Source organism: Nocardiopsis sp. SBT366, from assembly GCF_001083815.1.
Lineage (GTDB): Bacteria > Actinomycetota > Actinomycetes > Streptosporangiales > Streptosporangiaceae > Nocardiopsis > Nocardiopsis prasina.
In genome coordinates, this window is record NZ_LAVM01000001.1 from 145,358 (window position 1) to 171,199 (window position 25,842).

Annotated in this window: 23 protein-coding genes; 18 read left to right on the plus strand and 5 right to left on the minus strand. The window is 70.8% G+C overall.

Annotation, left to right across the window (positions count from 1 at the left end; all coding sequences use genetic code 11):
• Positions 1-373 precede the first annotated feature (373 nt).
• From mihF to ADX84_RS00695, 6 genes are all read left to right on the plus strand, one after another.
• Positions 374-697, plus strand: a complete 324-nt coding sequence (mihF, locus tag ADX84_RS00670) for an integration host factor, actinobacterial type (protein WP_017546565.1) — start codon at positions 374-376, stop codon at positions 695-697.
• A 329-nt stretch (positions 698-1,026) separates the two neighbouring features.
• Positions 1,027-1,617, plus strand: a complete 591-nt coding sequence (gene gmk / locus ADX84_RS00675) for a guanylate kinase (protein WP_049565678.1) — start codon at positions 1,027-1,029, stop codon at positions 1,615-1,617.
• A gap of 134 nt (positions 1,618-1,751) precedes the next feature.
• Positions 1,752-2,018 (plus strand): DNA-directed RNA polymerase subunit omega, encoded by a 267-nt coding sequence (gene rpoZ / locus ADX84_RS00680; protein ID WP_049565681.1) that lies wholly within the window; start codon positions 1,752-1,754, stop codon positions 2,016-2,018.
• Between the two features lie 131 nt (positions 2,019-2,149).
• Positions 2,150-3,343 (plus strand): bifunctional phosphopantothenoylcysteine decarboxylase/phosphopantothenate--cysteine ligase CoaBC, encoded by a 1,194-nt coding sequence (gene coaBC, locus ADX84_RS00685; RefSeq protein WP_049565684.1) that lies wholly within the window; start codon positions 2,150-2,152, stop codon positions 3,341-3,343.
• Between the two features lie 266 nt (positions 3,344-3,609).
• Positions 3,610-4,803 carry a methionine adenosyltransferase gene (gene metK / locus ADX84_RS00690; protein WP_049565687.1) on the plus strand — a complete coding sequence of 398 codons (1,194 nt, stop codon included), beginning with the start codon at positions 3,610-3,612 and terminating at the stop codon, positions 4,801-4,803.
• Between the two features lie 152 nt (positions 4,804-4,955).
• Positions 4,956-5,615, plus strand: coding sequence for a DUF11 domain-containing protein (locus ADX84_RS00695; protein ID WP_049565690.1), 660 nt, complete (start codon positions 4,956-4,958; stop codon positions 5,613-5,615).
• 55 nt (positions 5,616-5,670) lie between these two features.
• Here the strand turns inward: ADX84_RS00695 and ADX84_RS00700 are convergent, their stop codons facing one another.
• Together ADX84_RS00700 and ADX84_RS00705 are read right to left on the minus strand one after the other, a co-directional pair.
• Positions 5,671-6,429 (minus strand): LPXTG cell wall anchor domain-containing protein, encoded by a 759-nt coding sequence (locus ADX84_RS00700; protein ID WP_049565693.1) that lies wholly within the window; start codon positions 6,427-6,429, stop codon positions 5,671-5,673.
• Between the two features lie 132 nt (positions 6,430-6,561).
• On the minus strand, positions 6,562-7,794 hold the full coding sequence (locus ADX84_RS00705) for a DUF349 domain-containing protein (RefSeq protein WP_049565696.1): 1,233 nt from the start codon (positions 7,792-7,794) through the stop codon (positions 6,562-6,564).
• Between the two features lie 458 nt (positions 7,795-8,252).
• Between ADX84_RS00705 and ADX84_RS00710 the strand changes: the two genes are divergently transcribed.
• The 3 genes from ADX84_RS00710 to ADX84_RS00720 all read left to right on the plus strand — a co-directional run bounded on the left by ADX84_RS00710 (position 8,253) and on the right by ADX84_RS00720 (position 12,823).
• The gene (locus ADX84_RS00710; RefSeq protein WP_049565699.1) at positions 8,253-8,930 is read left to right on the plus strand and encodes an MBL fold metallo-hydrolase; all 678 of its coding nucleotides are present in this window, start codon (positions 8,253-8,255) and stop codon (positions 8,928-8,930) included.
• 153 nt (positions 8,931-9,083) lie between these two features.
• Complete coding sequence (gene aspS / locus ADX84_RS00715) at positions 9,084-10,850, plus strand: aspartate--tRNA ligase (protein ID WP_082206225.1); 1,767 nt, start codon at positions 9,084-9,086, stop codon at positions 10,848-10,850.
• Positions 10,851-11,155: 305 nt separating this feature from the next.
• Positions 11,156-12,823, plus strand: coding sequence for an ABC-F family ATP-binding cassette domain-containing protein (locus ADX84_RS00720; RefSeq protein ID WP_049565705.1), 1,668 nt, complete (start codon positions 11,156-11,158; stop codon positions 12,821-12,823).
• A gap of 60 nt (positions 12,824-12,883) precedes the next feature.
• On the opposite strand, the gene ADX84_RS26190 is transcribed toward ADX84_RS00720, so the two are convergent.
• A complete protein-coding gene (locus ADX84_RS26190; protein WP_169336573.1) occupies positions 12,884-13,024 on the minus strand; it encodes a hypothetical protein in 141 nt (46 codons plus the stop codon).
• 578 nt (positions 13,025-13,602) lie between these two features.
• Between ADX84_RS26190 and ADX84_RS00725 the strand changes: the two genes are divergently transcribed.
• Positions 13,603-15,657: a SpoIIE family protein phosphatase gene (locus tag ADX84_RS00725; protein ID WP_049565707.1), complete on the plus strand. Its 2,055-nt coding sequence runs from the start codon at positions 13,603-13,605 to the stop codon at positions 15,655-15,657.
• 55 nt (positions 15,658-15,712) lie between these two features.
• The gene (locus tag ADX84_RS00730) at positions 15,713-17,050 is read left to right on the plus strand and encodes a replication-associated recombination protein A (protein WP_049565710.1); all 1,338 of its coding nucleotides are present in this window, start codon (positions 15,713-15,715) and stop codon (positions 17,048-17,050) included.
• 453 nt (positions 17,051-17,503) lie between these two features.
• On the opposite strand, the gene ADX84_RS00735 is transcribed toward ADX84_RS00730, so the two are convergent.
• Positions 17,504-19,066, minus strand: coding sequence for a serine/threonine-protein kinase (locus ADX84_RS00735; RefSeq protein WP_049565712.1), 1,563 nt, complete (start codon positions 19,064-19,066; stop codon positions 17,504-17,506).
• Between the two features lie 402 nt (positions 19,067-19,468).
• On the opposite strand from ADX84_RS00735, the gene ADX84_RS00740 reads away from it, so the two are divergent.
• The 5 genes from ADX84_RS00740 (at position 19,469) to alaS (ending at position 24,595) form a co-directional block, all read left to right on the plus strand.
• On the plus strand, positions 19,469-19,861 hold the full coding sequence (locus ADX84_RS00740; RefSeq protein WP_017546580.1) for a DUF948 domain-containing protein: 393 nt from the start codon (positions 19,469-19,471) through the stop codon (positions 19,859-19,861).
• Complete coding sequence (locus ADX84_RS00745; RefSeq protein ID WP_049565716.1) at positions 19,858-20,136, plus strand: hypothetical protein; 279 nt, start codon at positions 19,858-19,860, stop codon at positions 20,134-20,136. The genes ADX84_RS00740 and ADX84_RS00745 overlap by 4 nt, the downstream gene beginning before the upstream one ends.
• Before the next feature lie 149 nt (positions 20,137-20,285).
• Positions 20,286-20,843, plus strand: coding sequence for a hypothetical protein (locus ADX84_RS00750; protein ID WP_049565721.1), 558 nt, complete (start codon positions 20,286-20,288; stop codon positions 20,841-20,843).
• Between the two features lie 97 nt (positions 20,844-20,940).
• Positions 20,941-21,588, plus strand: coding sequence for a hypothetical protein (locus tag ADX84_RS00755; RefSeq protein WP_049565724.1), 648 nt, complete (start codon positions 20,941-20,943; stop codon positions 21,586-21,588).
• A gap of 340 nt (positions 21,589-21,928) precedes the next feature.
• On the plus strand, positions 21,929-24,595 hold the full coding sequence (alaS, locus tag ADX84_RS00760) for an alanine--tRNA ligase (protein WP_049565726.1): 2,667 nt from the start codon (positions 21,929-21,931) through the stop codon (positions 24,593-24,595).
• A 387-nt stretch (positions 24,596-24,982) separates the two neighbouring features.
• Here alaS and ADX84_RS26195 read toward each other — a convergent pair whose 3' ends face one another.
• The gene (locus ADX84_RS26195; RefSeq protein ID WP_169336572.1) at positions 24,983-25,132 is read right to left on the minus strand and encodes a hypothetical protein; all 150 of its coding nucleotides are present in this window, start codon (positions 25,130-25,132) and stop codon (positions 24,983-24,985) included.
• Between ADX84_RS26195 and ruvX the strand changes: the two genes are divergently transcribed.
• Both ruvX and ADX84_RS00770 read left to right on the plus strand, forming a co-directional pair.
• Entirely contained in the window at positions 25,124-25,612 is a 489-nt protein-coding gene (gene ruvX, locus ADX84_RS00765; protein WP_049565729.1) for a Holliday junction resolvase RuvX, read from the plus strand. The genes ADX84_RS26195 and ruvX overlap by 9 nt on opposite strands.
• The coding region (locus ADX84_RS00770; RefSeq protein WP_049565731.1) for a hypothetical protein at positions 25,609-25,842 on the plus strand (234 nt) is incomplete at its 3' end. The genes ruvX and ADX84_RS00770, both read left to right, overlap by 4 nt.

Sequence of the window (25,842 nt, forward strand, 5' to 3'; positions counted from 1 at the left end):
GGCACCCGTGGGCTGCCCGGACTCGGGGGAGGTGAGGGCGGGAACGTCTCATTTGTCGCATCTGTCCCATCACTCACAGTTGTGGATCACGGACGGTCACCAATTAGGCGTGTCCGAAACCGGTAATCCACGGCGAAGAGTGACCCGAGTCACCGCAGGGTGACCTGCGCAGGTGGTGCGCTTTCCCAGCTCGGCAATCGGGACCAAAGTCCTGATTTTCGTGTCCGACCGCAATTGGATCGTGACTCTGGGTAGTTCCTTCGATGAAATAGCCCTTGAAAGGGCACTTTACGTTGCCTAACAGGGGTCAGACCTACTAACTTGCGCAGGCGTCCGCCCTCTACAAACGAGTAGAAAACCGAGGTGACCCGGCGTGGCCCTTCCTCCCCTCACACCCGAGCAGCGCAGCGCGGCTCTTGAGAAGGCCGCCAAGGCCAGAAAAGAGCGTGCGGAGGTCAAGAACAAGCTTAAGAACGGCGGCATCTCGCTGTCCGAGGTCCTCTCCAACGGACTCAAGGACGACGTCATCGGCAAGATGAAGGTTTCGGCTCTGCTGGAATCCCTCCCCGGTGTCGGCAAGGTGCGTGCCAAGCAGATCATGGAGCGGCTCAACATCGCTGAGTCGCGCCGTGTCCGAGGACTGGGCACCAACCAGCGTGCCGCCCTCGAGAGCGAGTTCGGCGACCTCACCAAGTAACACCGGTCCGGTGGAGACACCGGCCAGCACCGCCCCCGACGCGTCCCCCACAGTCGCTCGGAGCCGCCGCACCAATGGTCACGGCAAGCGGTGAGCAACAACTCGACGCCACGGTGGGGCGGGCGGGTGGACCCCAGGTCACACCCCGTCCGCCCCCACCGTGGCTCGGTGATATAAAGGGAGCTTCCCGCGACCGTACGCTGCGCGCCAGTACGCCAGCACGAGCCGCCCGCGCGGTGCTCGCCGGACCTCGGGTCCGGCCCGGGCAGCGCCCACGAGGCCCACGGCCCACCGCGTGGCGGAGAGCCGAATGGAAGCCTGATACTCACATGCCTGCGCAGACCGCAGACCAGACCCGACCGGCCGAGAAACGACTGACCGTCCTGTCCGGCCCCTCCGGCGTGGGCAAGAGCACCGTCGTCGCCCACCTGCGCCAGGTCAACCCCGACGTGTGGCTTTCGGTGTCGGTGACCACCCGCGCGCCCCGCCCCGGCGAGCGCGACGGGGTCCAGTACCACTTCGTCACCGACGAGGAGTTCGACCGCCTCGTCGCCGAGGACCAGCTCCTTGAGTGGGCCCAGTTCGCGGGCAACCGCTACGGCACCCCGCGCGGTCCCGTCGAGGAGCGCCTCAGCGCGGGGGTCCCCGTCCTGCTGGAGATCGAACTCCAGGGAGCCCGCCAGGTGCGCGAGTCCATGGACGACGCCCTGCACGTCTTCCTCGCACCGCCCTCCTGGGACGAGCTGGTCCGCAGACTGACCGGCCGGGGCACCGAGTCCGACGAGGTGGTCCAGCGCCGACTGGAGGTCGCCAAGGTCGAGCTCGCCGCCGAGAAGGAGTTCGACACCACCCTCGTCAACACGTCCGTACAGGAAGTGTGCGACGAGCTGCTAGCGTTGATGACAGCGCCCAAGGTGTGATAGTCGGGTGCGAATCGGGCCGCGCCGATCTCCGGCGGCGGCCGCATCCGCCCCGTTCCGGGCCTCTAGAACCTTTTCATCCAATCAACGTCACGGCTTTCGACGAGCCGGAGACCGTCCCTGGGGGTAACGAAGTGGCTGGTACCGAGCCCGTCGCCGAAGGCATCACCAACCCGCCGATCGACGACCTGCTGGCGTGCGTCGACAGCAAGTACAGCCTGGTCACCATGGCCTCCAAGCGGGCCCGCCAGATCAACGCCTACTACGCGCAGCTGGGCGAGGGCCTGCTGGAGTACGTCGGCCCGCTGGTCGAGACCCAGGTCCAGGAGAAGTCCCTGTCCATCGCCCTGCGCGAGGTCAAGTCCGGCCTGCTCACCGCCGAGCCGTACGAGGGCAACTGACTCAGCGCCCCGACGGGGCACGCCCTGTCCGGGCGACACCGACCGCGCCCGTCGCACCCCCCACCCGGGGCGTGCGGCGGGCGCGGCCTGGTAGAACTCCATGTGTGAGTGACACAGAATCCGTTCCCCAGGTGGTCCTCGGCGTCGGCGGGGGCATCGCCGCCTACAAGGTGTGCGAGCTGCTGCGCCGACTGACCGAGTCCGGCCACCGCGTCCGGGTCGTGCCCACCGCCGACGCCCTGCGCTTCGTCGGTGAGCCCACCTGGGCCGCCCTGTCCGGCCAGCCCGTCGCCACCGGCGTGTGGGACGAGGTCCACGAGGTCCCGCACGTGCGTATCGGCCAGTCGGCCGACCTCGTCCTCGTCGCCCCGGCCACCGCCAACCTCCTCGCCAAGGCCGCCGCCGGACTCGCCGACGACCTGCTGACCAACACCCTCCTCACCGCGCGGTGCCCGGTCGTGTTCGCCCCCGCCATGCACACCGAGATGTGGGAGCACCCCGCCACCCAGGCCAACGTGGCCACCCTGCGATCGCGCGGAGCCGTCGTCCTGGACCCGGCCGTGGGCCGTCTCACCGGCGCCGACACCGGACGGGGGCGCCTGCCCGACCCCGCCGAACTCTTCGAGGCCGCCCGCCTGGTCCTGCGGCGGGGCGCCACCCGCTCCGACCTGGCGGGCCGCCGTGTGGTCGTCTCCGCGGGCGGCACCCGCGAGGCCATCGACCCGGTCCGCTTCCTGGGCAACCACTCCTCGGGCCGCCAGGGATACGCCCTGGCCCGCACCGCCGCCGCCCGGGGAGCCGACGTGACCCTGGTCGCGGCCAACGTCTCCCTTCCCGACCCAGCCGGGGTGCGCCTGGTGCGCGTGGAGTCCGCGGTGGAGCTGGCCGAGGCCATGGAGGCCGAGCGCACCGGCGCCGACGCCGTGGTCATGAGCGCGGCCGTCGCGGACTTCCGTCCGGTCACCAGCGCGGCCTCCAAGATCAAGAAGTCCGGTGACGCCCCGGCTCCGATCGAACTGGTGGAGAACCCCGACATCCTCGCCGGTCTGGTGGCCTCCCGGACGCGTGAGGGCACAGAGCAGACCATCGTGGGCTTCGCGGCCGAGACCGACGACGTGATCGACAACGGCCGCGCCAAACTGGCCCGCAAGGGCTGCGACCTGCTCGTGGTCAACCAGGTCGGCGGCGGGCGCGCCTTCGGCACCGACGACAACCAGGCGACGGTGCTCGGTTCCGACGGAAGCGCCGTGGACATTCCCACAGGGCCCAAGGAGGACCTCGCCGACCGCGTGTGGGACCTCGTGGTCGAACGACTTCCGGGATGAGCGTCACGGTCGGGGAGGGAACCCCGCCGTACAGCGCGATCCGGGTGAGCGTCACCGTCACCTCGGCAAAACTTCCGCTCGGCGCGCTGGATTCCTACCGCTGAGTACGACAGACTCGTTCGGGTGCCGACGAACGGCTGAGGAGGCCCGCCGCCGCGCATCCGCCCCCACCAGTCCCGTTACAGTGGACCGATAACCAACCGCGTCGGTCGGTATTGCCGTCCCGACACATGTCAGCCAGCAGCCGCTGCAAGGAGTCACTTAACGTGTCCCGCCGCCTTTTCACCTCCGAGTCGGTCACCGAAGGCCATCCCGACAAGATGGCCGACCAGATCAGTGACGCGATCCTCGACGCGATGCTCGCCACCGACCCCGGCAGCCGGGTCGCCGTCGAGACGCTGATCACCACTGGTCAGGTCCACATCGCGGGTGAGGTCACCACTCAGACCTACGTAGACATCCCCGCGATCGTGCGAGAGAAGATCCTCCAGATCGGGTACGACTCGTCCGCCAAGGGTTTCGACGGTGACTCCTGTGGGGTCAACGTCTCCATCGACGCGCAGTCCCCGGACATCGCCCAGGGCGTCGACACCGCCTACGAGGCGCGCGTCGAGCACGAGGACGACGTCCTCAACCGGCAGGGCGCGGGCGACCAGGGCCTCATGTTCGGTTACGCCAACCGTGAGACCCCCGAGCTCATGCCGCTGCCGATCAAGCTGGCGCACTCGCTCTCCGAGCGCCTTTCCGAGGTCCGCCGCAACGGCACCGTCCCCTACCTGCGTCCCGACGGCAAGACCCAGGTCACCGTCGAGTACGAGGGCCAGACCCCGGTCCGGCTGGACACCGTCGTGGTCTCCAGCCAGCACTCGGCGGACATCAACCTGGAGGAGATGCTGACCCCGGACATCCGGGAGCACGTCATCGAGCCCATGGTCGCCGCCTACGGTCTGGACGCGGACGACTACCGCCTCCTGGTGAACCCGACCGGCCGCTTCGAGATCGGCGGCCCGATGGGCGACGCCGGTCTGACCGGCCGCAAGATCATCGTCGACACCTACGGCGGCTACGCCCGCCACGGCGGCGGCGCCTTCTCGGGCAAGGACCCGTCGAAGGTGGACCGCTCCGCCGCCTACGCCACCCGCTGGGTCGCGAAGAACATCGTCGCCGCCGAGCTGGCCGAGCGCGCCGAGGTCCAGGTGGCCTACGCGATCGGCAAGGCCCACCCGGTGGGTGTGTTCATCGAGACCTTCGGCACCGAGAGGGTGGCGCCGGAGCTGATCGAGAAGGCGGTCAAGGAGGTCTTCGACCTGCGTCCCGCCGCGATCGTTCGCGACCTGGACCTGCTGCGTCCGATCTACTCCCGGACCGCCGCCTACGGTCACTTCGGCCGTGAGCTGCCGGAGTTCACCTGGGAGCGCACGGACCGCGCCGCCGCGCTGCGTTCGTTCGTCGGCGCCTAGGAGACGTACCAGTACCGAGGGCGGGTGGCCGTGGGCCACCCGCCCTCGGCCGTGTCCGGGACCCGCCGCATGCCCTACGCACCGTTTGACTACTCTGTGTTATTAATTATGCACAGAAAGTCATTAATGGTGCCATGTGGAGGGGGAACACCATGGCCGTGCCAGCTGCGGTGTCGGCGTTGGGCCTGGCCGCGTTGATCGCGCTGCCCGGACAGCCGGTCCAGACGGACGACGGGCCGGTACCCGGTGCCGGGAGCCTGCACGTCACCGTCCAGGAGCGGTCGGAGGATCGACTGCGCCCGGGCGACCGCGTGGAGTACACCGTCAAGGTGCGCAACGCCGGAGTCGAGGCGCTTCCGGACGCGCGTGTGGTGCAGTTCCTGCCCCCCTCGATGCGTTACGTCTCCGGTGCCCCCGAGGGGGTCGAGGAGGGGCGGGCCGAGTGGGTCCAGCCCCTCGAGCCGGGGGAGCGCGCGGCCCTCACCGTGGTCGGCGAACTCACCGAGGTGCCCGAGGGTGCCCAGCAACCGGTCTCCACCGTCTGCCTGCGCCCCGCCGCGGACGCGTCGCTGTCCTCCTGTGCCTCCGCCGTCCACGAGGTCCAGCGGGTGGTGCCGATGGTCTGGGTGGTGGCCGGGCTGCTCGCCGTGGCCGCCTTCGCGATCGCGGTGGGCGGCTACCTGCGCTATCGGGGCACCCGTGGACCCCGGCCGGAACCGGAGACCCCGAGCAACCACAGCCCGGGTTCGGTGCCCAACCTGCGCACCTTCCCGGGACGGGCGCCCGTCTACCACCTGGATGCCCACAGGTGACCGGGGACTGAGAGGCGGGGCCGGGGAGCACCCCCGGCCCCGCCTCTCGTACGGATCAGTCCAGTTCGGTGCGGCGCCTGCCGACGAACAGGGCGGCGACACCGGCGGCGGTGGTCAGCAGACCGGCGACCGCCGGGACGACCGCGCCCGCACCGGTGACGGGCAGGGTCGGCGGAGCGGTGGGTGGCGCGCTCGGGCCCTCCGACGGGCCGGGTGAGGGAGACGGACTCTCACTCGGGGAGGGCGACGGGCGCGGTGGCTCGCTCGGGCTGGGCGAGGGTGACGGGCTCGGGCTCTCCGACGGGCTCGGGGAGGGCGGGGCGCTCGGGTACCCGGGGGTCGGTTCCGGATATCCGGGGGTCGAATGACCCGGATCCGGTTCCGCGTACCCGTCCGGGGCGTACCCGTGCTTCGGCTCGGACTTCGCCTCCGTCTCCGGATCCGTGTGTGGCCCCGGTTCGGTGTGGCCTCGGCCGTCCTGGGGCTCCGGCTCCGAGTAGCCGTACCCGTAGCCGCCCCGGGGCTCCGGGTCGGCCCGCGGCCGGTCCTCCCGGGTGTCCGCCCCCGGGGCCGCTCCCTCCACTGCTGGATCGGAGTCCGACCGTCCCCCCTCGGTCACGAACCCGCCGTCACTCAGCGGTGCTGGAGCCGGGGCGTCCCACTCGGCCGCCACCGCCGACCCCCACCCCCAGAAGAGCGGGACGGCCACCACCGCCCCCGCCGTCGCGGTGGCCGCGGCCCGCAGGGCGCCCCTGCCGATGGTGCCGAGTCGTGCTTGGTCGCGCCGACTCGACGTCTTGCTGTGATCAGTCATGCACCCATTGTGATCAATCCCGCGCGCGGATGCGCTCATCGGCGCGACAACGAAAGAGGAAAACAGGGCGAGAATCACGAAAGGGGCCGTACCCGAACGGGTACGGCCCCACGTGAGCCCGGCGGCAGAGCCTCAGCTCAACTCGCCCAGTGCCTTCTCGGCCTCGGCCAGCCAGGAACGGCGGGCCTCCAGAGCGGCCTCGTGCTCCTTGACGCGGCGGGCGTCGTTGTTGGCCCTGGCCTTCTCCAACTTGGCCTCAAGGCCGGCGATCGCCGTCGACAGCTGGTCCACGGTGTCCTTCGCGCGGGCCCTCGCCTCGGGGTTCGTGCGCTCCCACTCGGCGTCCTCGGCGCGGCGCACGCCGTCCTCGATCTGCCGGAACGCGCCCTCCAGCTGGTCGCGTACGTCCCGCGGCAGGTCGCCGGCCTCCTCCCAGGCCTCCTGGAAGTCCCGCAGGCGGGCGCGGGCCCGGCGGGGGTCGGTGATACCGGGGATCTCGGCCTTCGCGTCGGCCAGGATCCGCTCCTTGGCCTCCGCGTTCACACGCAGCTCCGCGTCGCGCTCGGCGAAGGTCGCGTTCCGGGCGTCGAAGAACGTGTCCTGTGCGGCCTTGAACCGGGTCCAGAGCTTGTCCTCGCTGGCCCTGTCGGCCCGGCCCGTGGCCTTCCACCGCTGCATCAGGTCGCGGTAGGCGCGTGCGGTGGGCCCCCAGTCGGTGGAGGTGGACAGCCCCTCGGCCTCGGCGACGATGCGCTCCTTCTCGGTGCGCACCCCCTCGCGCTGCTGGTCCAGGTTGGCGAAGTAGGCCTTGCGCCGCTTGGAGAAGGAGTTGCGCGCGGCGGACATCCGCTTCCACAGCGCCTGCTCGGTGGGGCGGTCGGCCCGGGGGGCCTTCTTCCACTCCTCGATGAGCTGGAGCATCCGCTCGCCGCCGGACTTCCAGTGAGTGGTCTCCGTGGCGACCCGCTCGGCCTCCGCGACGATCCGCTCCTTGACCTCGCGGGCCTGGCCCCGGGCCTCCTCCTGCGCCTGCTTCTGCTCGACCTTGCGCTCCTCGGCGCGGCCGGACAGCGCGTCCAGTCGGCCGATGAGCGAGTCGAGGTCACCGACCGCGTTCGCGTCCGTGATCGTGGAGCGCAGCTTGTCGATGGTGGTCATCGCGGTGGAGGCGGACAGGTCGGTGCTGCGGAGCCGCTTCTCCAGCAGCTCCACCTCGGTGACCAGAGAGTCGTACTTGCGCCGGAAGAAGGCCAGGGCCTCCTCCGGGGCGCCCGCCTGCCACGATCCGACGACCCGTTCGCCTTCACCTGTGCGCACGTAGACCGTGCCGTCATCGTCTACGCGGCCCCAAGGGTCCGTGGTCACCGTGTCCTCCTGCTGTCATGAACCCGGCCGGTCGCGGTCGGGTTCGGGTCGTCGCGGCGGTACCGCGCCTGTTCGTGATGGGAACCACCGTGCACCAGCACGATATCCATACGATTCGGCGGACAACGACGCGCCGTGTCTCACGTCAACGCAGTTCGGGGGTTCTGGTCCCGCTGCCGTGCCGTCGGCCGGGCCCGTCTCCCGCCTCGGAAGAGGAGGCGCAGGTCGAGGGCCTCGATCAACTCGACGACGCTGACCAATATGGCACTACCGCGCGCCCAGGCAAAGAGCAGGGGCGCGCGCGGTGATCGAATGGTGATCAAACGCGTTCTCGGACGAACCCGCCGGTTCGCCCGCCCTGACCCGGCTCGGTAGGCTCTGCGGCCAGGGGACCCGTGCTCCGGCCGAGGTCGGAGGGTTCCCGGACAACCGAAGCCACCAGGACAGGACGACCAGCCGTGCTCATCGCCGCGCTTCCCACCGGGCCCCTCTCCGCGAACTGCTACGTGCTCGCACCCGCGCCCGGCGGCGCCTGCGTCATCGTCGACCCGGGCCAGGGCGCGGCTCCACAGGTCGCCAAGGCCCTGGCCGAACACGACCTCACACCGGCCGCGATCCTGCTCACCCACGGCCACTTCGACCACGTCTGGTCGGCCGCCGAACTCTGTGAACTGCACGACGTACCGGTACACCTGCACGGCTCCGACCGCGGTCTGCTCACCGAACCGGCCGCGGGCGTCGACGCGGGATTCGCCGCGCAGCTCGAGATGCTCCTGGGCCCCGGCCCCTTCAGCGAACCGGATCAGCTGGTCGAGGTGACGGACGGCCAGAGCCTGACTCTGGGCGGGATGGAGTTCACCGTCGAGCACACCCCCGGCCACACCCCCGGATCGGTCGTCTACCTCACGAGCACCGGGGACGGGGTACCGGTCATGTTCGCCGGGGACCTGGTCTTCGCGGGGTCGATCGGACGCACCGACTTCCCCGGCGGCGACGGCGAGGCGATGAACGCGAGCCTCGCCCGCACCGTCCTCGGACGCGGCGACGACACCCAGATCCTGCCCGGCCACGGACCCGCCACCACGGTGGAGCGAGAGCGCACCACCAACCCGTACCTGCGCGGGGTCACGGGCTGACCCCCGCCCGCCGTCGTATTCCGGGGGCCCGGCCGGTGCCGTTGGCGGTAGGATTCCAGTTGTTCAAGGGGCGACGCCCCGCCCCCCGCCGGACCCGGTCTCGGGCTCCCCGGCATCCTCGCTCAGCCGCGTAGTTAGTGGACTTGGTAACTCATGCATCGTTACAGGACTCATTCGTGTGGTCAGCTCCGTAAGGAGCACGTCGGGCAGCAGGTGCGCCTCTCTGGCTGGGTGCACAACCGCCGGGATCTCGGTGGGCTGCTCTTCGTCGACCTGCGCGACCACTACGGTGTCACGCAGCTCATGGCCCGCCCCGAGTCCCCGGTGTTCGAGGAGCTCAGCCGCATCTCCAAGGAGTCGGTGATCCAGGTCACCGGCGTCGTGGCGGCCCGCAGCGCGGAGAACGTCAACCCGAACCTGCCCACCGGTGAGATCGAGATCGAGGCCACCGACGTGGAGGTCCTCGGCACCACCGAGGAACTGCCGCTGACGGTCTTCCCCGAGGACAACACCTCCGAGGAGCGACGTCTCACCTACCGCTTCCTCGACCTGCGCCGAGAGCGCATGCACCGCAACGTCATGCTGCGCTCGCAGGTGGTGGCCTTCATCCGTCAGAAGATGACGGAGCTGGGCTTCAACGAGTTCCAGACCCCCATCCTCACCAGCTCCAGCCCCGAGGGCGCCCGCGACTTCCTGGTGCCCTCCCGCCTGCACCCGGGTGAGTTCTTCGCCCTCCCGCAGGCCCCCCAGCAGTTCAAGCAGCTGCTGATGATCGCCGGGTTCGACCGCTACTTCCAGATCGCGCCCTGCTTCCGCGACGAGGACAGCCGCGCCGACCGCTCGCCCGGCGAGTTCTACCAGCTCGACGTCGAGATGAGCTTCGTCGAGCAGGAGGACGTCTTCGAGGTCATCGAGAGCGTCATGACCGACGTCTTCCGCGCGTTCTCCACGGACTGGGAGATCACCTCGCCCTTCCCGCGCGTCGCCTACCGCGACGCGCTGGAGTGGTACGGCACCGACAAGCCCGACCTGCGCGTGCCGATGAAGATGCTCGACGTCACCGCGCTCTTCGACAAGACCGACTTCCGTGCCTTCGCGGGCAAGAAGGTCCGGGCCCTGGCCGTCCCCCGGGTGGGCGACAAGCCGCGCAAGTTCTTCGACGGGATCGGCGACTTCGCCGTCGAGCAGGGCGCCAAGGGCCTGGCCTGGCTGAAGGTCGGCGAGAACGGTGAGCTCACCGGGCCCATCGCCAAGTTCGTCACCGAGATCAGCGACGACCTGCTCCAGACCCTGGACGCCGGTCCCGGGTACGGCCTGTTCTTCTGCGCCAGCGAGGACGAGGCGGAGATCAACCGGATCATGGCACCGGTCCGCGTCGAGGCCGGGCGCCGCGCCGACCTCGCCGAGGAGAAGGTCTACCGCTTCTGCTGGATCGTGGACTTCCCGATGTTCGAGCGCTCCGACGAGGGCCACGTCGAGTTCAGCCACAACCCGTTCTCCATGCCCCAGGGCGGGATGGACGCGCTGGAGAACAAGGACCCGCTGGACATCCTCGCCTGGCAGTACGACATCGTCTGCAACGGCGTGGAGCTGTCCTCCGGCGCGATCCGGAACCACTCGCCCGAGATCATGTACAAGGCCTTCGACATCGCGGGCTACGACAAGGACGCGGTCGAGGCCGAGTTCGGCGGCATGCTCAAGGCGCTCAAGTTCGGCGCCCCGCCGCACGGCGGCATCGCCCCTGGCATCGACCGGATCGTCATGCTCCTCGCGGACGAGCCCAACATCCGCGAGACCATCGCCTTCCCGCTGAACCAGAACGCCCAGGACCTCATGATGGGCGCTCCGGCGGTCGTCTCCGAGCAGCAGCTGCGTGACGTGCACATCCGCACGGTGCTCCCGGAGCAGAAGAAGAAGTAGCCGAGTCGGCCCCGGGACACGGGGCCGCCGGACACGAGGCGTCGGCCACCGGAACCCTCCGGTGACCGGCGCCTCTCCCTTATTGCCTGGACCCTCTCTTCTCCGCGTTGTTAGCCTGGGCCCGTGCAGTACCTCTACTTCCTGTAATCCGAGCCGAGGCGCCCGCCCGCCACGACGTGGCCGCGGGTGCCGGACGTGTGTCCTGACCCCTTCCGGGTCATCCCGTCTGCTCGAGGAGCTCACACGCGCCCCGCCGTCGAACCGAGTTCGCGTTCCGGCCGGGCGGAGCTCGGTTCGGAGGTACCTTGACCGCCCTCACACCCGTTTCCGGCCTGCCCGCCGGAGAACGGGCCCAACTCACCGCGACCGGTGTCCACCTCGCCCGCGGCGGCCGCCCCGTCCTGTCCGGCGTCGACATGACCGTCACACCCCGTTCCCGGTGGGGTGTGGTCGGCGAGAACGGCCGTGGCAAGTCGACCCTCCTGCACGTCCTGACCGGTGCGCTCGTCGCGGACTCCGGTCAGGTGCGAAGCGTCGGCACGCTCGGCGTCGCCGAACAGGAGATGACCGTCGCGGACGGCCGCACCGTCGGCCACCTGGTCGACACCGAACTCGCCGACGCCCGCGCGGCCCTGGCCGCGCTCGACGCCGGCGCGGCGGGGCTGGCCACCGGGGACCCGAAGGCCGCCGAGCACTACGCCGAGGCTCTGGCCGCGGCCGAGGTCCTGGACGCCTGGGACGCCGACCGTCGGGTCGACCTCGCCCTGGAGCACCTCGGAGCCGTCACCGACCGGTCCCGGCCCCTGGCGGAGCTGTCCGTGGGCCAGCGCTACCGGGTCAGACTCGCCTGTCTGCTCGGCGCCACCCGTGACTTCCTCCTCCTGGACGAGCCCACCAACCACCTGGACGCCGCCGGGCTCGACTTCCTCACCGACAGGCTGCGGGGGCATCCGGGCGGTGTGGTGCTGGTCAGCCACGACCGCGCCCTGCTGTCGGACGTGGCCACGACCGTGCTCGACCTCGACCCGAGCCGGGACGGCGAGCCGCGCGTCTTCGGCGGGGGGTTCGCCGGATACCAGGAGGGCAGGCGCGCCGAGCGGGAGCGCTGGGAGCAGGAGTACGAACAGCAGCGCGCCGAGCACGCCCGGCTCACCCGGGACCTGTCCGAGGCCCAGAACCGGCTTGTCAGCGGTTGGCGGCCGGAGAAGGGCACCGGAAAGCACCAGCGGGCGACCCGAGCGCCCGCCCTGGTCCGCGCCGTCCACCGGCGCCGGGACGACCTGGAGGCGCACGCGGTCACCATGCCGCCGCCTCCCATGCTGTTCCGGTTCCCGGAGCTGCCCGCACGCCCGGGAGCGAACCTGCTGCGGGCCGAGGAGGTCCGCGTCGAGGGGAGGCTGGACCTGCCGGTCACGCTCACTCTGGAGTCGGGCACGAAGCTGGTCGTCACCGGGCCCAACGGCGCGGGCAAGTCGACCCTGCTGTCCGTACTGACCGGGCGGACCGAACCGACCGCGGGAGCCGTGCGGACCGCGCGCGGCGCTCGGGTGCTGCTCCTGGAACAGGAGTCGCCGTCGGCCGGTGCGCGGCGGGCCCACGACGTGTTCGCCGCGTACCAGGGCCGCCTCGTCAGTGAGGGGGTCCTGGGGGAGGACGAGACGGTCTCCCTGAACGCCCTGGGGCTCCTCTCGTCCGCCGACGCGGGCCGACCGGTGCGGGAGCTGTCGACGGGCCAGCAGCGCAGGCTCGACCTGGCGCTCGCACTGGCCTCGCGGCCGCACGTGCTGCTGCTCGACGAGCCGACCAACCACCTGTCGATCCCGCTGGTCGAGGAACTCACGGAGGGACTCGGCGCGACCCGCGCGGCGGTGGTCCTGGCCACCCACGACCGTCAGCTGCGGCGGGACACGGGGGCCTGGGAACGGCTCGACCTCGGGGCCACCGAAACGGTCGCGGAGGCCGCGCTCGGATAGTGGCCGACCGGTGGCGGTGCGCGCAACGTCGCGCGCACCGCCACCGGCGGCGTCAGCGGGTCAGGGTTTGGTGGCGCCGCAGCGCTGGCAGCAGATGTCCTCGTCCTCGGGATTGCTGTGGGTGCAGAGCCGACAGGTCCAGTCGCAGACGGCGTCGCGAAGGGGGGCTCCCGTCAGGGCACGGACGCGTTCAGGGTGCATGGTGAGTCCTCGGGGTGGGATGACGAGTTCTCGACTGACCAGTTCGGTGCCCGTAATGACCCCGCTTTGAACGTGCCACATTCGGCCAGAAAGTGAAAATAGGTGTTTATCAGGTCAAAAACCTCGTCCGTAATGCGGAAGAGGTCGACACGCGGATGCGGCCGGGCCCGTCATCCCCTACCGTTGGGGGCGAATCACCCTCCCACGCCGAGGTACGCACGTGTCCGGGAGTGAACACGGAGCGTCGACGGGGCCCGTCCCAAAAGAGGGCGCCGTGGGAGCGGAGTGCATTTCTGCCCCGCCGAGTCACACGAGCGTAACGATTCACGCCCTGGGGTCGGTAGGTTACGGCCTTCCGGAGTGGAACCGGCCGCGACCCCATCACGTTGATGGACCATGAGGGTCCGTGTTCGACGAGGTTACGCAGCCGACGGGAGGCGGCGCCGGTGAGCCGGCCTCGGTTCCCTCCCCGGACCGGTCGCGTTCCGGACACTACAATGAGCCGAATCGGTACGTTCCAGGGGTGACCGCGCCTGACGCGGGTGTGACGTCCGAGCCGACATGAGGATGAGTCATACGTGAACGGAAAACGCGCTTCAGGCGGTGGCTCCGGGGACGCACTCGCGGAGGCGTTCCGGCATGCCCCCGAGCCCATGGCGGTCACCGGGACCGACGGCGCGATCCAGCACGCCAACCGCGCGCTCACCGAGCTCTTCGGCAGGGACGCCGCCGAGCTCACCGGACGCCCCTGGTTCGAGCTCCTGGACTCCGCTGACGTCGAACAGGGCACCAGAGCCCACCATGACGCGCTCGCCGGGACTTGGCACCGCCGTTCCCGACTGCGCCTGGCCGTCACCGACAAGTCCTCCAGACTGGCGGAGGTCCGGCTCCGCCCCGTCGACGGCGACGTCGACCTCGTGCCCGACGACCCCTCCGCCCCGGCCGTGGTCGTCCTCCTGCACGTGCTCTCCACCGAGGAGACCGACCTTCGGGTGGTCGGCGAGCTGCGCACGGACAACTCCGACTCCGTCCTGTGGAGCCTGGACCTGAGTAACGGGCGCCTGCGCGAGCTCTTCGGACCCACCCCGCTGGGCGGGCTCCTGGCCGGGAACGACCGCGATCTGGAACGGATCCTCGAACGCATCCATCCCGACGACAACGCCCGCGTGCGCGACGCCATGGCGGCCTCGTTCACCGGTCGGGACTACGAGCAGCGCTTCCGGATCTTCGACCGCCTCGGCGACGAACGCTCCCTGCACGTGCGGGCCCGCTTCGTGCCCGGCCAGCCCGACCGGCTGGTCGGGATCATCGACGACGTCACCGAACACGTCCAGCTGGTGCGCCGCCTGGCCGACCGCCGCCGCACCGAGGCCGAACACGGCCGTCTGGTCACCGAACTCTCCTCCAAGCTCGTCTCCGCCACCACCGTCGACAAGGTGATGGACCTGCTCAGCGAGGAGTTCCTGCCGATCTTCGGCGGTGTCTACGCCCTGGCGCTGTACGTCGAGGAGGGCCTGCTGCGCACCTCGCCCAGCGCCCGGGAGCGCGGAAACACCCACCGCATAGATGGTCGACGGGCCGACGACACCGACTTCCCCATGGGCGCGGTCATCCAGGACCGCCAGCCCCGGTTCTTCGAGAGCCGCGCCGAGATCGCCAGCCGCTTCCCGGCCGCCGTCGACCTCATGCGCTCGGCCCGCGGCCAGGCCTGGGCCACCGTCCCGATCTTCGGTGACGGCAAGATCGCCCTCGGCGTGTGGCAGATGGTCTGGGACCGGCCCCACCACGCCAGCCGCGACGAACGCGCCCTCATGCTCACCTTCGCGGGGCTGGCCGGACAGGCGCTCCAACGGATCAAGGCCCAGCAGGCCGAGCTGGAACTGGCCGACGCCGTCCAGCGCCGCATGCTGCCCCGCCAGGTGGCGAGCTTCCCGGACATGGACATCGCCACCAAGTACCTGCCCTCGCGCGCCGAGTGGCGTATCTGCGGTGACTTCTACGACGTCATCGAGCTCCCCGACAACAAGGTGGGCCTCCTGGTCGGGGACGTGCAGGGCCACGGCGTGGAGGCGGCCGCCGCCATGGGCCAGATCCGTGTCGCCTTCCGCGCCTACGCCAGCAACCAGTCCGACCCGGGCGTCGTCCTGGGGGAGACCAACCGGCTGCTCACCGAGACCGGCGAGATCGTCTTCGCCACCTGCGGCTACCTCGTGGTGGACCGGGCGAGCGGGGTCATGCAGGCCGCCTGGGCGGGCCAGCCGCCAGCGGTGCTCGCCACCCAGGGCACCTACGAGCTGTGGTCGCCCGAGACCGGACCGCCCCTGGGCGTGCTCGCGGACACCGAGTACACCGTCACCACCCGGGTCCTGGCGCCCGGCACCACGCTGCTGCTCTGCTCCGACGGGCTCGTCGAGAGCTCCGACGTCACCATGCAGGACGGGCTGGCCCAGGTGGGGGAGGCGCTCGCCCAGCACGGGGAGGACCCCAACGCCGCCGCGCAGGTCCTGGCCGAGATGGCTCCGGCGGGTCGGGGCGACGACATCGCCCTGCTCATCACCCGGATGATCCCGCGCGCCACGCCCCCGCCCGAGCAGGCCGAGAGCCCCGAGAACATCTCCGTCCACCAGGGCTGAGACCGGCGCCTCGGGCCCGGCCACGGACGCGCCGGTCCTCGCCTACCCTGGGTGTGTGTCCGAAACACTGTTCGACGATGCCGGGGCCGAGGCCGCCAAGGGGCAGGAGCCGCTGGCCGTACGCATGCGGCCGCGTACCCTCGACGAGGTCGTGGGCCAGCGCCACCTTCTGGGCGAGGGCAGCCCGCTGCGCCGCCTGGTCGAGGACGACGCGCCCATGTCCGTGTTCCTGTGGGGGCCGCCGGGAACGGGAAAGACCACCCTGGCCACCGTGGTCAGCCGCGTCACCCGGCGCAGGTTCGTGGAGCTCTCGGCGGTCAACGCCGGGGTGAAGGACGTGCGCGCGGTCGTGGAGGAGGCCAAGCGCCGCATGGGCATGAACGGCACACGCACCCTGCTGTTCGTGGACGAGGTGCACCGCTTCAACAAGACCCAGCAGGACGCCCTGCTGCCCGCGGTGGAGAACCGCTGGGTCAGCTTCATCGGCGCCACCACCGAGAACCCCTTCTTCTCCGTGGTCAGCCCGCTGCTGTCCCGGTCGCTGCTGCTCTCACTGGAGTCCCTGGACGACTCCGACATCAGGGCCCTGGTCGACCGGGCGCTGATCGACGAGCGCGGGCTGGACGGCAGGTACACCCTCACCGAGGAGGGCGCCGAGCACCTCATCCGGCTGGCAGGGGGAGACGGCCGACGCTCACTCACCTACCTGGAGGCGGGGGCCCTCGTCGCAGGGCCACCCTCCGCCGAGGGCCCGGTGGAGATCACCGCCGAGCACGTCGAGCGAGCCGTGGACCGCCACGCCGTGCGCTACGACCGCTCCGGAGACCAGCACTACGACGTCATCAGCGCCTTCATCAAGAGCATGCGCGGCTCCGACCCGGACGCCGCCCTGCACTACCTGGCCCGCATGATCGAGGCGGGGGAGGACCCCCGCTTCATCGCCCGGCGCCTGGTGGTGCACGCCAGCGAGGACGTCGGCATGGCCGACCCCACCGCCCTCCAGACCGCCGTCGCGGCCGCCCAGGCGGTGGAGCTGATCGGGCTGCCCGAGGCCCGGATCAACCTCGCCCAGGCGGTCATCCACATCAGTCTGGCCCCCAAGTCCAACGCGGTGATCACCGCCATCGACGAGGCCATGGGCGACGTCCGCGCGGGCCGGGCCGGTCCCGTCCCGGCCCACCTGCGTGACGCCCACTACAAGGGCGCCGCCGACCTCGGGCACGGCAGGGGGTACCGCTACGCGCACGACCACCCGGGCGGGGTGGCCCCGCAGCAGCACGCCCCCGAGGGGCTCACCGAACGCGAGTACTACCGCCCCACCCAGCACGGTGCCGAACGTCGCTTCACCGAGATCCTCCAGAAGATCAGGAGCGTCCTCAAGAGCGAGGGTTAGGGGGTGGTTGTGGATCCCCCGCCCACCCCTCGCCCGCCACCACCCTCAACGGACGCCTGCGGCGCGGTGCCTTCCCTCTTCGTCGCCCTCCACCGCCCTCAACGGATGCCTGCGGCGCGGTGCCCTCGCGTCACCACCAGCCCGCCCCTCGCCGCACCGACGAAGCTCGCACAGCCAACCCCCGGGCGGGCCCCGCTGTGCGACTCTGCGGAGCCTGCGTAGCAGCGCACTGCAGGGGCAGCTTCGCTCCACAGCTCGCGAAAGATGGCCGGGACCCTCTGTGTGGGACTGCGGAGCCTGCGTAGCGGTGCAGTAGGGGAGACGGACACTCGTATCGATGGGTCTCCGCCGCCAACCGGCGACGGCATCCAAGAAACACGCCCTGGACGCACGACGGCCCCGGCGCGGTGCGCCGGGGCCGTGTCACCGGGGGCGGTTGCGACCGCCCCCGGCTCAGTCGGAGAACAGCTCCACGACCTCCACCACCTCACGGGGCCCGTCACCCTCCTGCTCCTCCGCGAAGGTGATCTCCACGATCATCACCGGCCCCCAGGACAGGTGGTCGACGAAGTCGCTCCCGCTCAGGTCCCAGGTGCCGCGCGCCTCCTCGTCGAGGAAGACGTGCTCGGGAGCGGCGCAGAAGCGGGCGCACTTCACCTCGGCGTCGGACCTGATCACCGCCTCACCCGGATCGCCCGCCTCCTGCCACTGCTCCGCCCAGGCCTCGTGGCTCGGGATGCCCTGATTGCGCGGGATCTCGTCGTCCCGAGTGACCGGTGTGTACACCCAGGTCCGCTCCTCCACCCCCGCCTCCGGCTCCTCCTGTTCCGAGGGGTCGAACCGCACCACCAGCGTGCCCGGGGCCTCCTCCTCCGCGGGCTCGGACTCAGGGGCCTCCGAGGCCTCGTCGGCGACCGGGTCGGCCTCGGCGCCGTCGCCGACCATCTGCGACAGGCCCCAGACACCGCCGCCGACCAGCACGGCCGCGACCGAGGCTGCGCCCGCCAGGAAGAGGGTGCGGGTGGGACGGTGGTTGCCCATCCTGCCCTCCAACCGGATCACTTCGGGCACCCGGGCGGGCGGCTCCACCGCGTGCCACTCGCGTTCGAGGAGGCGGCTGATCTCCTCGCGTCCGCCGGTCGGGGCGTCACCCTCCTCCGCGCCCTCCGCGTGCCACACGGCGATGACCGCTCCGGTCACCTCGCGCAGGCTGGGCCGACGGTCCGGGTCGGGATCCAGGGCGCGCCCCACGACCGGGCGCAGACCCTGCGCGAGCCCGTCCAGGGCGAAGTCCCCGGCGGCCACCCGCTCGGCGATCTCCTCGGGCTCACCGGGGCCGAAGGGCAGACGCCCGGTCCCCGCGAAGGCCACGACGGCGCCCCAGGCGAACACGTCAGCCGCGGGCGACGGCGCCCCGCCCCGGTACCGCTCGGGGCTCAGCCAGGTGGCACCCGAGCCGCGCAGCCGCTCCGCCTTCGGGGCGATCGCGCACTCCATGATGTGCGGCCCGTGCGACTCCAGCAGGATCTCGCTGGGACGCAGCGATCCATGGGACACCCCGCGGGCGTGCAGGGCCGACAACCCCTCTGCCAACGCGGTGGCCAGCGCGATCAGCTTCCCGACCCCGACACCGCCACGCCTGGTCACGTAGTGGGACAATCGCTGCCCTGCCAGGTAGGGCATGGACAGCCACGGCGGGTTGGCGTCCGGGTCGAAGGCGAGCGGCACGACGACCCGTTCGGGGTCGACCTGTGACAGGTTGCGCAACCTCCGAGCCAGCGCGGGGTAGACGTCGGGGGACTCCAGTTCGGGGGACCGGAGCAGCTTCACGGCGACGAGGCGGTCGCCGGCGGTGGTGGAGGCGGTGTCCACTGCGGCGTACACGGTGCCGGTGGAACCCTGCCCCAGTCGTCCGAGGACGAGGTAGGGGCCGATCCGCGACGGGTCGTCCGGGTAGAGGGGTGCCAGGTCCGGGGGTACCAGTACGGAGATCTCACGCGGAGAACGGGGGCTCATGGGTGTCCTGTCGGTGCTTCTGGGCCAGCGAGGGGCTGCGGGGCGTGCCCTGGTGTCCGGACATCGTAGTGAAGAACCATCTCTGCGGTGATTCTCGCCGACGCCCGCCGGTCCGTCGATCCCCGAGGGTCCCGAACCGGACGTCTCGGACACGTGACCGTTCCCACCGCCTGCCACACCGTGGCGCGCCCACGCGTGCCGACACCGGACGCGATAGGGTCGGCCGAAACCAGCCGCCCCGGCCCTCAGTGGCAGCGGCGGCGGACGCGGATCGGGAGCCCCGACCCGGCGCGATCGCTGGCCCCCGTACCCCGCCCCAAGGTGTCCGGTGCGCGCCCGAGCGCGCGCGGGGACCGTTCGCACACCCTCGAAGCAACCCTCTATCTGCCCTACGGAGCCTTCATGCTGACCGGAGGAGAGGTCGCCGCGCTCGTCGCAGCGGTGGTCTGGGCGGTGCTGGCCACGTTCATGTGCGTGGCGCTCGTCAAACTGATCAAACTCATCAACGAGACCACCAAGGTCGTCTCCGAGGTGGGGGACCGGACCCCGCCGCTGCTGGACGACGTGGCCTCCACGGTGGAGCGCACCAACACGTCACTGGAGCGGGTCGAGGAGATCACCGCCAACGTCCAGGCCTCCTCGGAGGACGTGTCCACCATGACCGCCCTCACCCGGTCGGTGTTCACCGGCCCGCTGGTGAGGATCGCCTCGTTCTCCTACGCCGTCCGTCAGGTCCTGGGCCGCCGCAAGGCCCTGGCCGTGATGCGCGGCCGCAAGCGGAGGGAGAACCGGTGATCGGACGACTGTTCTACATCGCGGCCGGGGCCGCGATCGGCGGCTACGCGGTGCACCGGGTGCACCGGGCCCGCCGGGCCATGACGCCCGGGGGCATCGCCGACCGGGTCGAGGGCCGGGTCAGCGAGTACCGGGGCGCCCTCCAGGAGCTCAACGAGGACCTCGCGGAGGCGGTCCGGGAGGAGGAGGCTGAGCTGCTGCGCCGCTACGCGCCCCAGTCCCGCTCCCTGCGCTCCTCGGACCCTGAGCCGAGGGGACTCCGCGACCGCGGGTAGCGGCTGGCCGTAATGGGCACAACCTGGGGCAACGAGGGGAACCGCGCGGGCGTCGCATCCGTCGGATCGTTACGTCGCAATCGCGAACCGATGCTCTCGGATGCGCGTCTGTAGGGTTGACGAACCAGTGCAACACGTGAGGAAGCGCCATGTACCCGCCACAGCCGCCCCAGGGTCCCTACTCCGGTGGTCAGGACCCCTACAACCAGGGACAGCCCGGCTACCCCGGCGTCCCGCAGGGACCGCCCAAGATGCCCGGGACCGCGATCACCGTGCGCGTGCTGATGTTCATCGGCGGCGTGTGCGGACTGCTCTTCGGCGGCCTCGTCCTGTTGATGGGGCTGATGGCCGGCGGTGACAACGAGTTCGGCCAGGCCTTCGCCGAGGGCGTGCAGGAGACCGGGGTCAACATCGACGCCGCCGAGGTCGTCGCCGTCATGGCGATCCTGGGCGGGGTCATGTTCGTGTACGGCCTCGTCTCCACCGCCCTGGCCTCGTTCATGGGTCGGCGCAGCGGCGGCATCCTCTGGTCGATCGTCGTCTTCCAGGCCCTGGCCGCCCTCCTGTTGCTCGTCAACATCTTCACCGGCGCCATCGGGTCGTTCATCCCGCTGCTCTTCGCGATCGGCATGATCGTCCTGATGGTGGTCCCGGCGACCCGCGCGTACTACAAGCCCGCGCCCGCCGGTCACTACCCCGGTTACTGAGATCCGGGGCGCAACACCCGCCCCGGCACCGCTCTCTCCGGGTCTGTCCCTGTCGAGATCCTCCCGCTGTCCACACGCTCCCTCAGAGAGGACCAAGGTGTACCCCACGCCTCCCTCAGGCCCCCAGCAGCCCTACGGCCAGGGCCACCCGCCCCAGCACCCGCAGGGTCCGCCGCAGCACCAGCAGGGCGGCTACGGCTACCCCCAGCAGCCGATGCAGCACGGCCACGGACCCGGCCAGCCCTACGGAGCGCCCGGCGCCCCGCCTCCGCAGTTCCACGGTTCGCCCGGCGCCCCCGACACGATGCCCGGCCCGGCGACCACGGTCCGCGTGCTGATGTTCATCGGCGGTCCGGTCGGCATCCTCCTCGGTCTGATCATCGGGGTGTTCGTCGCGCTCGGCGTGGGCGTGGGCGCGGCGGCCGGGACCGCGTCCGAGGCGAGCGGTGCCGAGGTCGCCGGGATGGTGGGAGTCCTTGGCGCCCTCGGAGCCTTCTTCGCTCTGATCCCCCTGGTCTACGGCATCGTCTCGACGACGCTCGCCGCCAGGATGGGCAAGCGCACGAAGGGCCTCTTCTGGGGCGTCGTCGTGTTCAACATCGTCTCCGCGCTCCTGCTGGTCCTCAACCTGGTCAGTGCGCTCGCCATGGAGGGTGCGCCCACCTCCCTGCTCCCGCTGGCCTTCCACGCCACGATGACCGGGCTCATGTTCGCCCCGAGGGTGCGTCAGTTCTACGGCGCCTGAGGCGCCTCGTCACGGCCCGCCGACCCGGCGGGAGAACCGTGACCTCCGATGAGGGGCCCGGCGGGAGACCGCCGGGCCCCTCGGCGTTCCCGCACCCGGCCCGGAGCCCTCGCGCGCGGCCCATCGGGGATGCGTCGGTGGCCAGCGGCGATAGCCTTGGAATGGCCGACCGCCGCCGTTGTCATCAACGGTGCGGGTCCTCGGCGGCCACTGCAAACCATGCGCGCAGACGTGGCGGTCCCCTCTACGATGGGCCCCTACCGACCACGCGTGACCACGGTCCCACCCAGGGACAACCCCGCCGCCACCGGGCGGCGGAGCCAAGCACAGGAGGGCATCAATGGAGACGGCAGAGATCGCGCGCCGCTTCCTCAGTTTCTTCGAGAAGAACGGACACACCGTGGTGCCCTCGGCAAGCCTGATCGCCGAGGACCCCACGCTGCTGCTGGTGCCAGCAGGCATGGTCCCCTTCAAGCCCTACTTCCTGGGTCAGCGCACACCCTCCTACGACACCGCCACCAGCGTCCAGAAGTGCATCCGGACCAAGGACATCGAGGAGGTCGGCAGGACCTCCCGTCACGCCACCTTCTTCCAGATGCTGGGAAACTTCTCGTTCGGTGACTACTTCAAGGAGCGGGCGATCCCGCTGGCGTGGGAGCTCGTCACCACCCCGGTGTCCGAGGGCGGATTCGGGATCGACCCCGACAAGCTGTGGGTGACCGTCTACCTCGACGACGACGAGGCCGCGTCGATCTGGCGCGACAAGGTCGGTGTCCGCCCCGAGCGCATCCAGCGCATGGGCATGGACGAGAACTACTGGGACATGGGAGTGCCCGGTCCCTGCGGCCCCTGCTCCGAGATCTTCTACGACCGCGGCCCCGAGTACGGCGTCGAGGGCGGTCCCGAGGCGGACGAGAACCGCTACATCGAGATCTGGAACCTCGTCTTCATGCAGTACGAGCGGGGTGAGGGCTCCGGCAAGGACTACCCGATCCTCGGCGAACTGCCCAGGAAGAACATCGACACCGGTCTCGGTCTGGAGCGCCTCGCGGCGGTCCTGCAGGGCGTCGACAACATCTACGAGACCGACATCATCGGCCGCGTGCTGCACCGCGCCGCCGAGCTGACCGGCACCGCCTACGGTGACGACCACGACCAGGACGTCATGCTCCGCGTGGTCGCCGACCACGTGCGCAGCGCCGTCATGCTCGTCGGCGACGGCGTCAAGCCCGGCAACGAGAAGGCCGGGTACGTCCTGCGCCGCATCCTTCGCCGTTCGATCCGCAACCTGCGGCTGCTCTCGGGCACCGACTCCTTCTTCCTGCACGACCTGACCGCGGTCAGCATCGACGCGATGAAGGACATCTATCCGGACCTGCTCGACAAGGCCGACGTCATCCACGGCGTGGTCGACAACGAGGAGCGCAACTTCGCGGACACCCTCCGCGCGGGCACCACGCTCTTCGGCCGCGCCGCCGAGCGCACCCGCGCCGCGGGCGGTACCGAGTTCTCGGGTGTGGACGCCTTCCAGCTCCACGACACCTACGGCTTCCCCATCGACCTCACCCTGGAGATGGCGGCCGAGCAGGGTCTGAGCGTGGACGAGGGCGCCTTCCGCGAACTCATGCAGCGCCAGAAGGACACCGCCAAGGCCGACGCCAAGGCGAAGAAGCTCGGCAACGCCGACATCTCGCTCTACGCGCAGATGCACGAGAACGCCGGCAACACCGAGTTCCTGGGCTACACCGAGGCCGAGAGCGACTCCCACGTCAAGGGCATCGTCGTTGACGGCGAGGGCGTCCCCGCCGCGCGCGCGGGCGACAAGGTGGAGATCGTCCTGGACCGCACCCCGTTCTACGGGGAGAGCGGAGGTCAGCTCGCCGACACCGGAACCCTGACCGTCGACGGGCGCGGCGTGGTGGACGTCGAGGACGTCCAGAAGCCGCTCCCGGGCCTGTTCGTGCACCGGGGCACCGTCCGCTCCGGAGAGATCGTCCTGGACGACACCGTGCACGCGGAGATCGACACCGGTCGCCGCCACGCCATCGAACGGTCCCACTCGGCCACCCACCTGATCCACTCGGCGCTGCGCAACGCGATCGGCCCCTCCGCCGGACAGGCCGGTTCGGAGAACCGCCCCGGCCAGCTGCGGTTCGACTTCACCGCCGACAACGCGCTGGGCGGCCAGCGCCTGGCCGAGGTCGAGGAGGAGGTCAACACCGTCCTCGCCGGTGACATCGCGGTCCAGACCGAGGAGAGGAGCCTGGACGAGGCGCTCAGGATGGGCGCCCTGGCCATGTTCGGGGAGAAGTACGGCGACCGCGTCAGGGTCGTGGAGATGAGCGACTACTCGGTCGAGCTCTGCGGCGGCACGCACGTCGGTTCCACCGCCAAGCTCGGCATCGTCAAGCTGCTGGGGGAGTCCTCCATCGGTTCGGGCGTGCGCCGCGTCGAGGCGGCCGTGGGCGTGGACGCCTTCAGGCGCCTGTCCAAGGAGTCGGCCCTGGTCGGTCAGCTCTCCGAGCAGCTCAAGACGCCGCGCGAGGAACTGCCCGAGCGGATCGACACGATGGTCTCGCGGCTGCGCGTCGCCGAGAAGGAGATCGAGAAGCTGCGCGCCGCCCAGGTGCTCCAGGCCGCGGGCGACCTCGCGGCCGGCGCGCGCCGACACGGCTCGGCCCGGGTCGTGGCCGCCGAGGCGCCCGAGGGTGCCAGCGGTGACGACCTGCGCAAGCTGGTCCTGGACGTGCGCGGACGCCTCGGTGAGGACGAGCCCGTGGTCGTGGCGATGACCGCCGTGCCCAAGGACCGTCCCGTCGTGGTGATCGCCGCGAACAAGGCCGCGCAGAAGGCCGGGATCAAGGCGGGCGACCTCGTGGGCGTCGCGGCCCGCGCCCTCGGCGGCGGTGGCGGCGGCAAGCCCGACATCGCCCAGGGCGGCGGCACCGACGCGAGCAAGGTGGACGAGGCCCTGCGCGCCGTGGAGGCGCGCGTCGCGGGCGCCTAGCCGCCTGGGCGCTGGTCCGTCCGACCGCGCCTCGTGGGGCCTTGTGGGTCACGCGGGGCGCGGTCGCCTTTTCGCCACTCCGAACGGGTCAATCACCCCGAGTTGTCGAACCTGTCCGTACAGTTTCGTTATGTGACCAAGCTGACGGTTCCCGAGCCGCCGGGACCCGATCCGACGCACGATGCCGCCGGACGACCCGGTGACACCCGCCCGGGCCCGGTGCGTGACCACTGTGACCTACACTCGGACCGTACGTGTGCGCCCCGGTCCCCGTTGACACGGCCGGACCCGAGGCCCCTGGCCCGGTCCCCGCGCGACCGGGGGCGTTCCATGGGTCAGGCTGCGCACCGTCATCGAATCGGGCATACTGTGGCGCGTCACAGCCGATCACATGGCTGTCTGCGCGGAGATTCCCGCGATCCAGCTGATGAACAGGACCACCGTGTTGAGGATTTCCCAGCAGCGGTGCTGTGCCGTCGACGGTACGGCCCGCGCGAGCAGCGCCCCCAGGCAGGAGGAGGCGTCCTCGTGAGACACGGTGTGCGCCTGGCGATCGATCCGGGCAACGCGCGTATCGGCGTCGCCGCCAGCGACCCCAGCGGCGTGCTGGCCAGCCCGGTCGAGACCATCCCGCGAGGCAGGGGCGACGTGCAGCGCATCGCCCTCCTCGTACTGGAGAAGGAGGCCCGCGAGGTCGTCGTGGGCTACCCTGCTTCACTGTCCGGCCAGGAGGGACCGGCGGCCCGGTCCGCGCGCGAGTTCGCGAACACCCTGGCCCGACTCCTCGACCCCGTCCCCGTCAGGCTCGTGGACGAACGACTCACCACGGTGACCGCCCAGGGACAGCTGCTCTCCGGCGCCTCCTTCGGGAAGAAGGGGGCCAAGGGCGGCCGGGCCCGCCGCTCGGTCATCGACCAGGCGGCCGCCACCGTGCTCTTGCAGAGCGCCTTGGACCAGGAACGGTCAACAGGCCATCCCCCGGGCGAGATCGTCCGTGCAAGCCAGGGAGATTCATGACCGACAGGGATGACTACCCCGATCCCTACCGTGGCCGTGCCGACCGCGAGGGCGGCTACGACTACGACCCGCTGTCCGACCCGCTGCCCGCGCAGCCGCCGTCACGCGGACGTCGGGCGCGCCCCGAGCCCCAGTCCAACCCCTGGGCCGAGCAGCCCGGGACGGGTGAGTTCGGGCACTCCGGACCACCCGCCGGCGATGCCCGCGCCCCCCGGTACGCGGCCCACACC

Bases quoted from the DNA above. Each gene is read 5' to 3' on its own strand.
- gmk (WP_049565678.1), top strand. From the start codon at position 1,027: ATGCCTGCGCAGACCGCAGACCAGACCCGACCGGCCGAGAAACGACTG.
- ADX84_RS26190 (WP_169336573.1), bottom strand. From the start codon at position 13,024: ATGCACCCTGAACGCGTCCGTGCCCTGACGGGAGCCCCCCTTCGCGAC.
- ADX84_RS00695 (WP_049565690.1), top strand. From the start codon at position 4,956: ATGGCCGTGCCAGCTGCGGTGTCGGCGTTGGGCCTGGCCGCGTTGATC.
- alaS (WP_049565726.1), top strand. From the start codon at position 21,929: ATGGAGACGGCAGAGATCGCGCGCCGCTTCCTCAGTTTCTTCGAGAAG.
- aspS (WP_082206225.1), top strand. From the start codon at position 9,084: ATGCATCGTTACAGGACTCATTCGTGTGGTCAGCTCCGTAAGGAGCAC.
- ADX84_RS00750 (WP_049565721.1), top strand. From the start codon at position 20,286: ATGTACCCGCCACAGCCGCCCCAGGGTCCCTACTCCGGTGGTCAGGAC.
- ADX84_RS00700 (WP_049565693.1), bottom strand. From the start codon at position 6,429: ATGACTGATCACAGCAAGACGTCGAGTCGGCGCGACCAAGCACGACTC.
- ADX84_RS00740 (WP_017546580.1), top strand. From the start codon at position 19,469: ATGCTGACCGGAGGAGAGGTCGCCGCGCTCGTCGCAGCGGTGGTCTGG.
- ADX84_RS00735 (WP_049565712.1), bottom strand. From the start codon at position 19,066: ATGAGCCCCCGTTCTCCGCGTGAGATCTCCGTACTGGTACCCCCGGAC.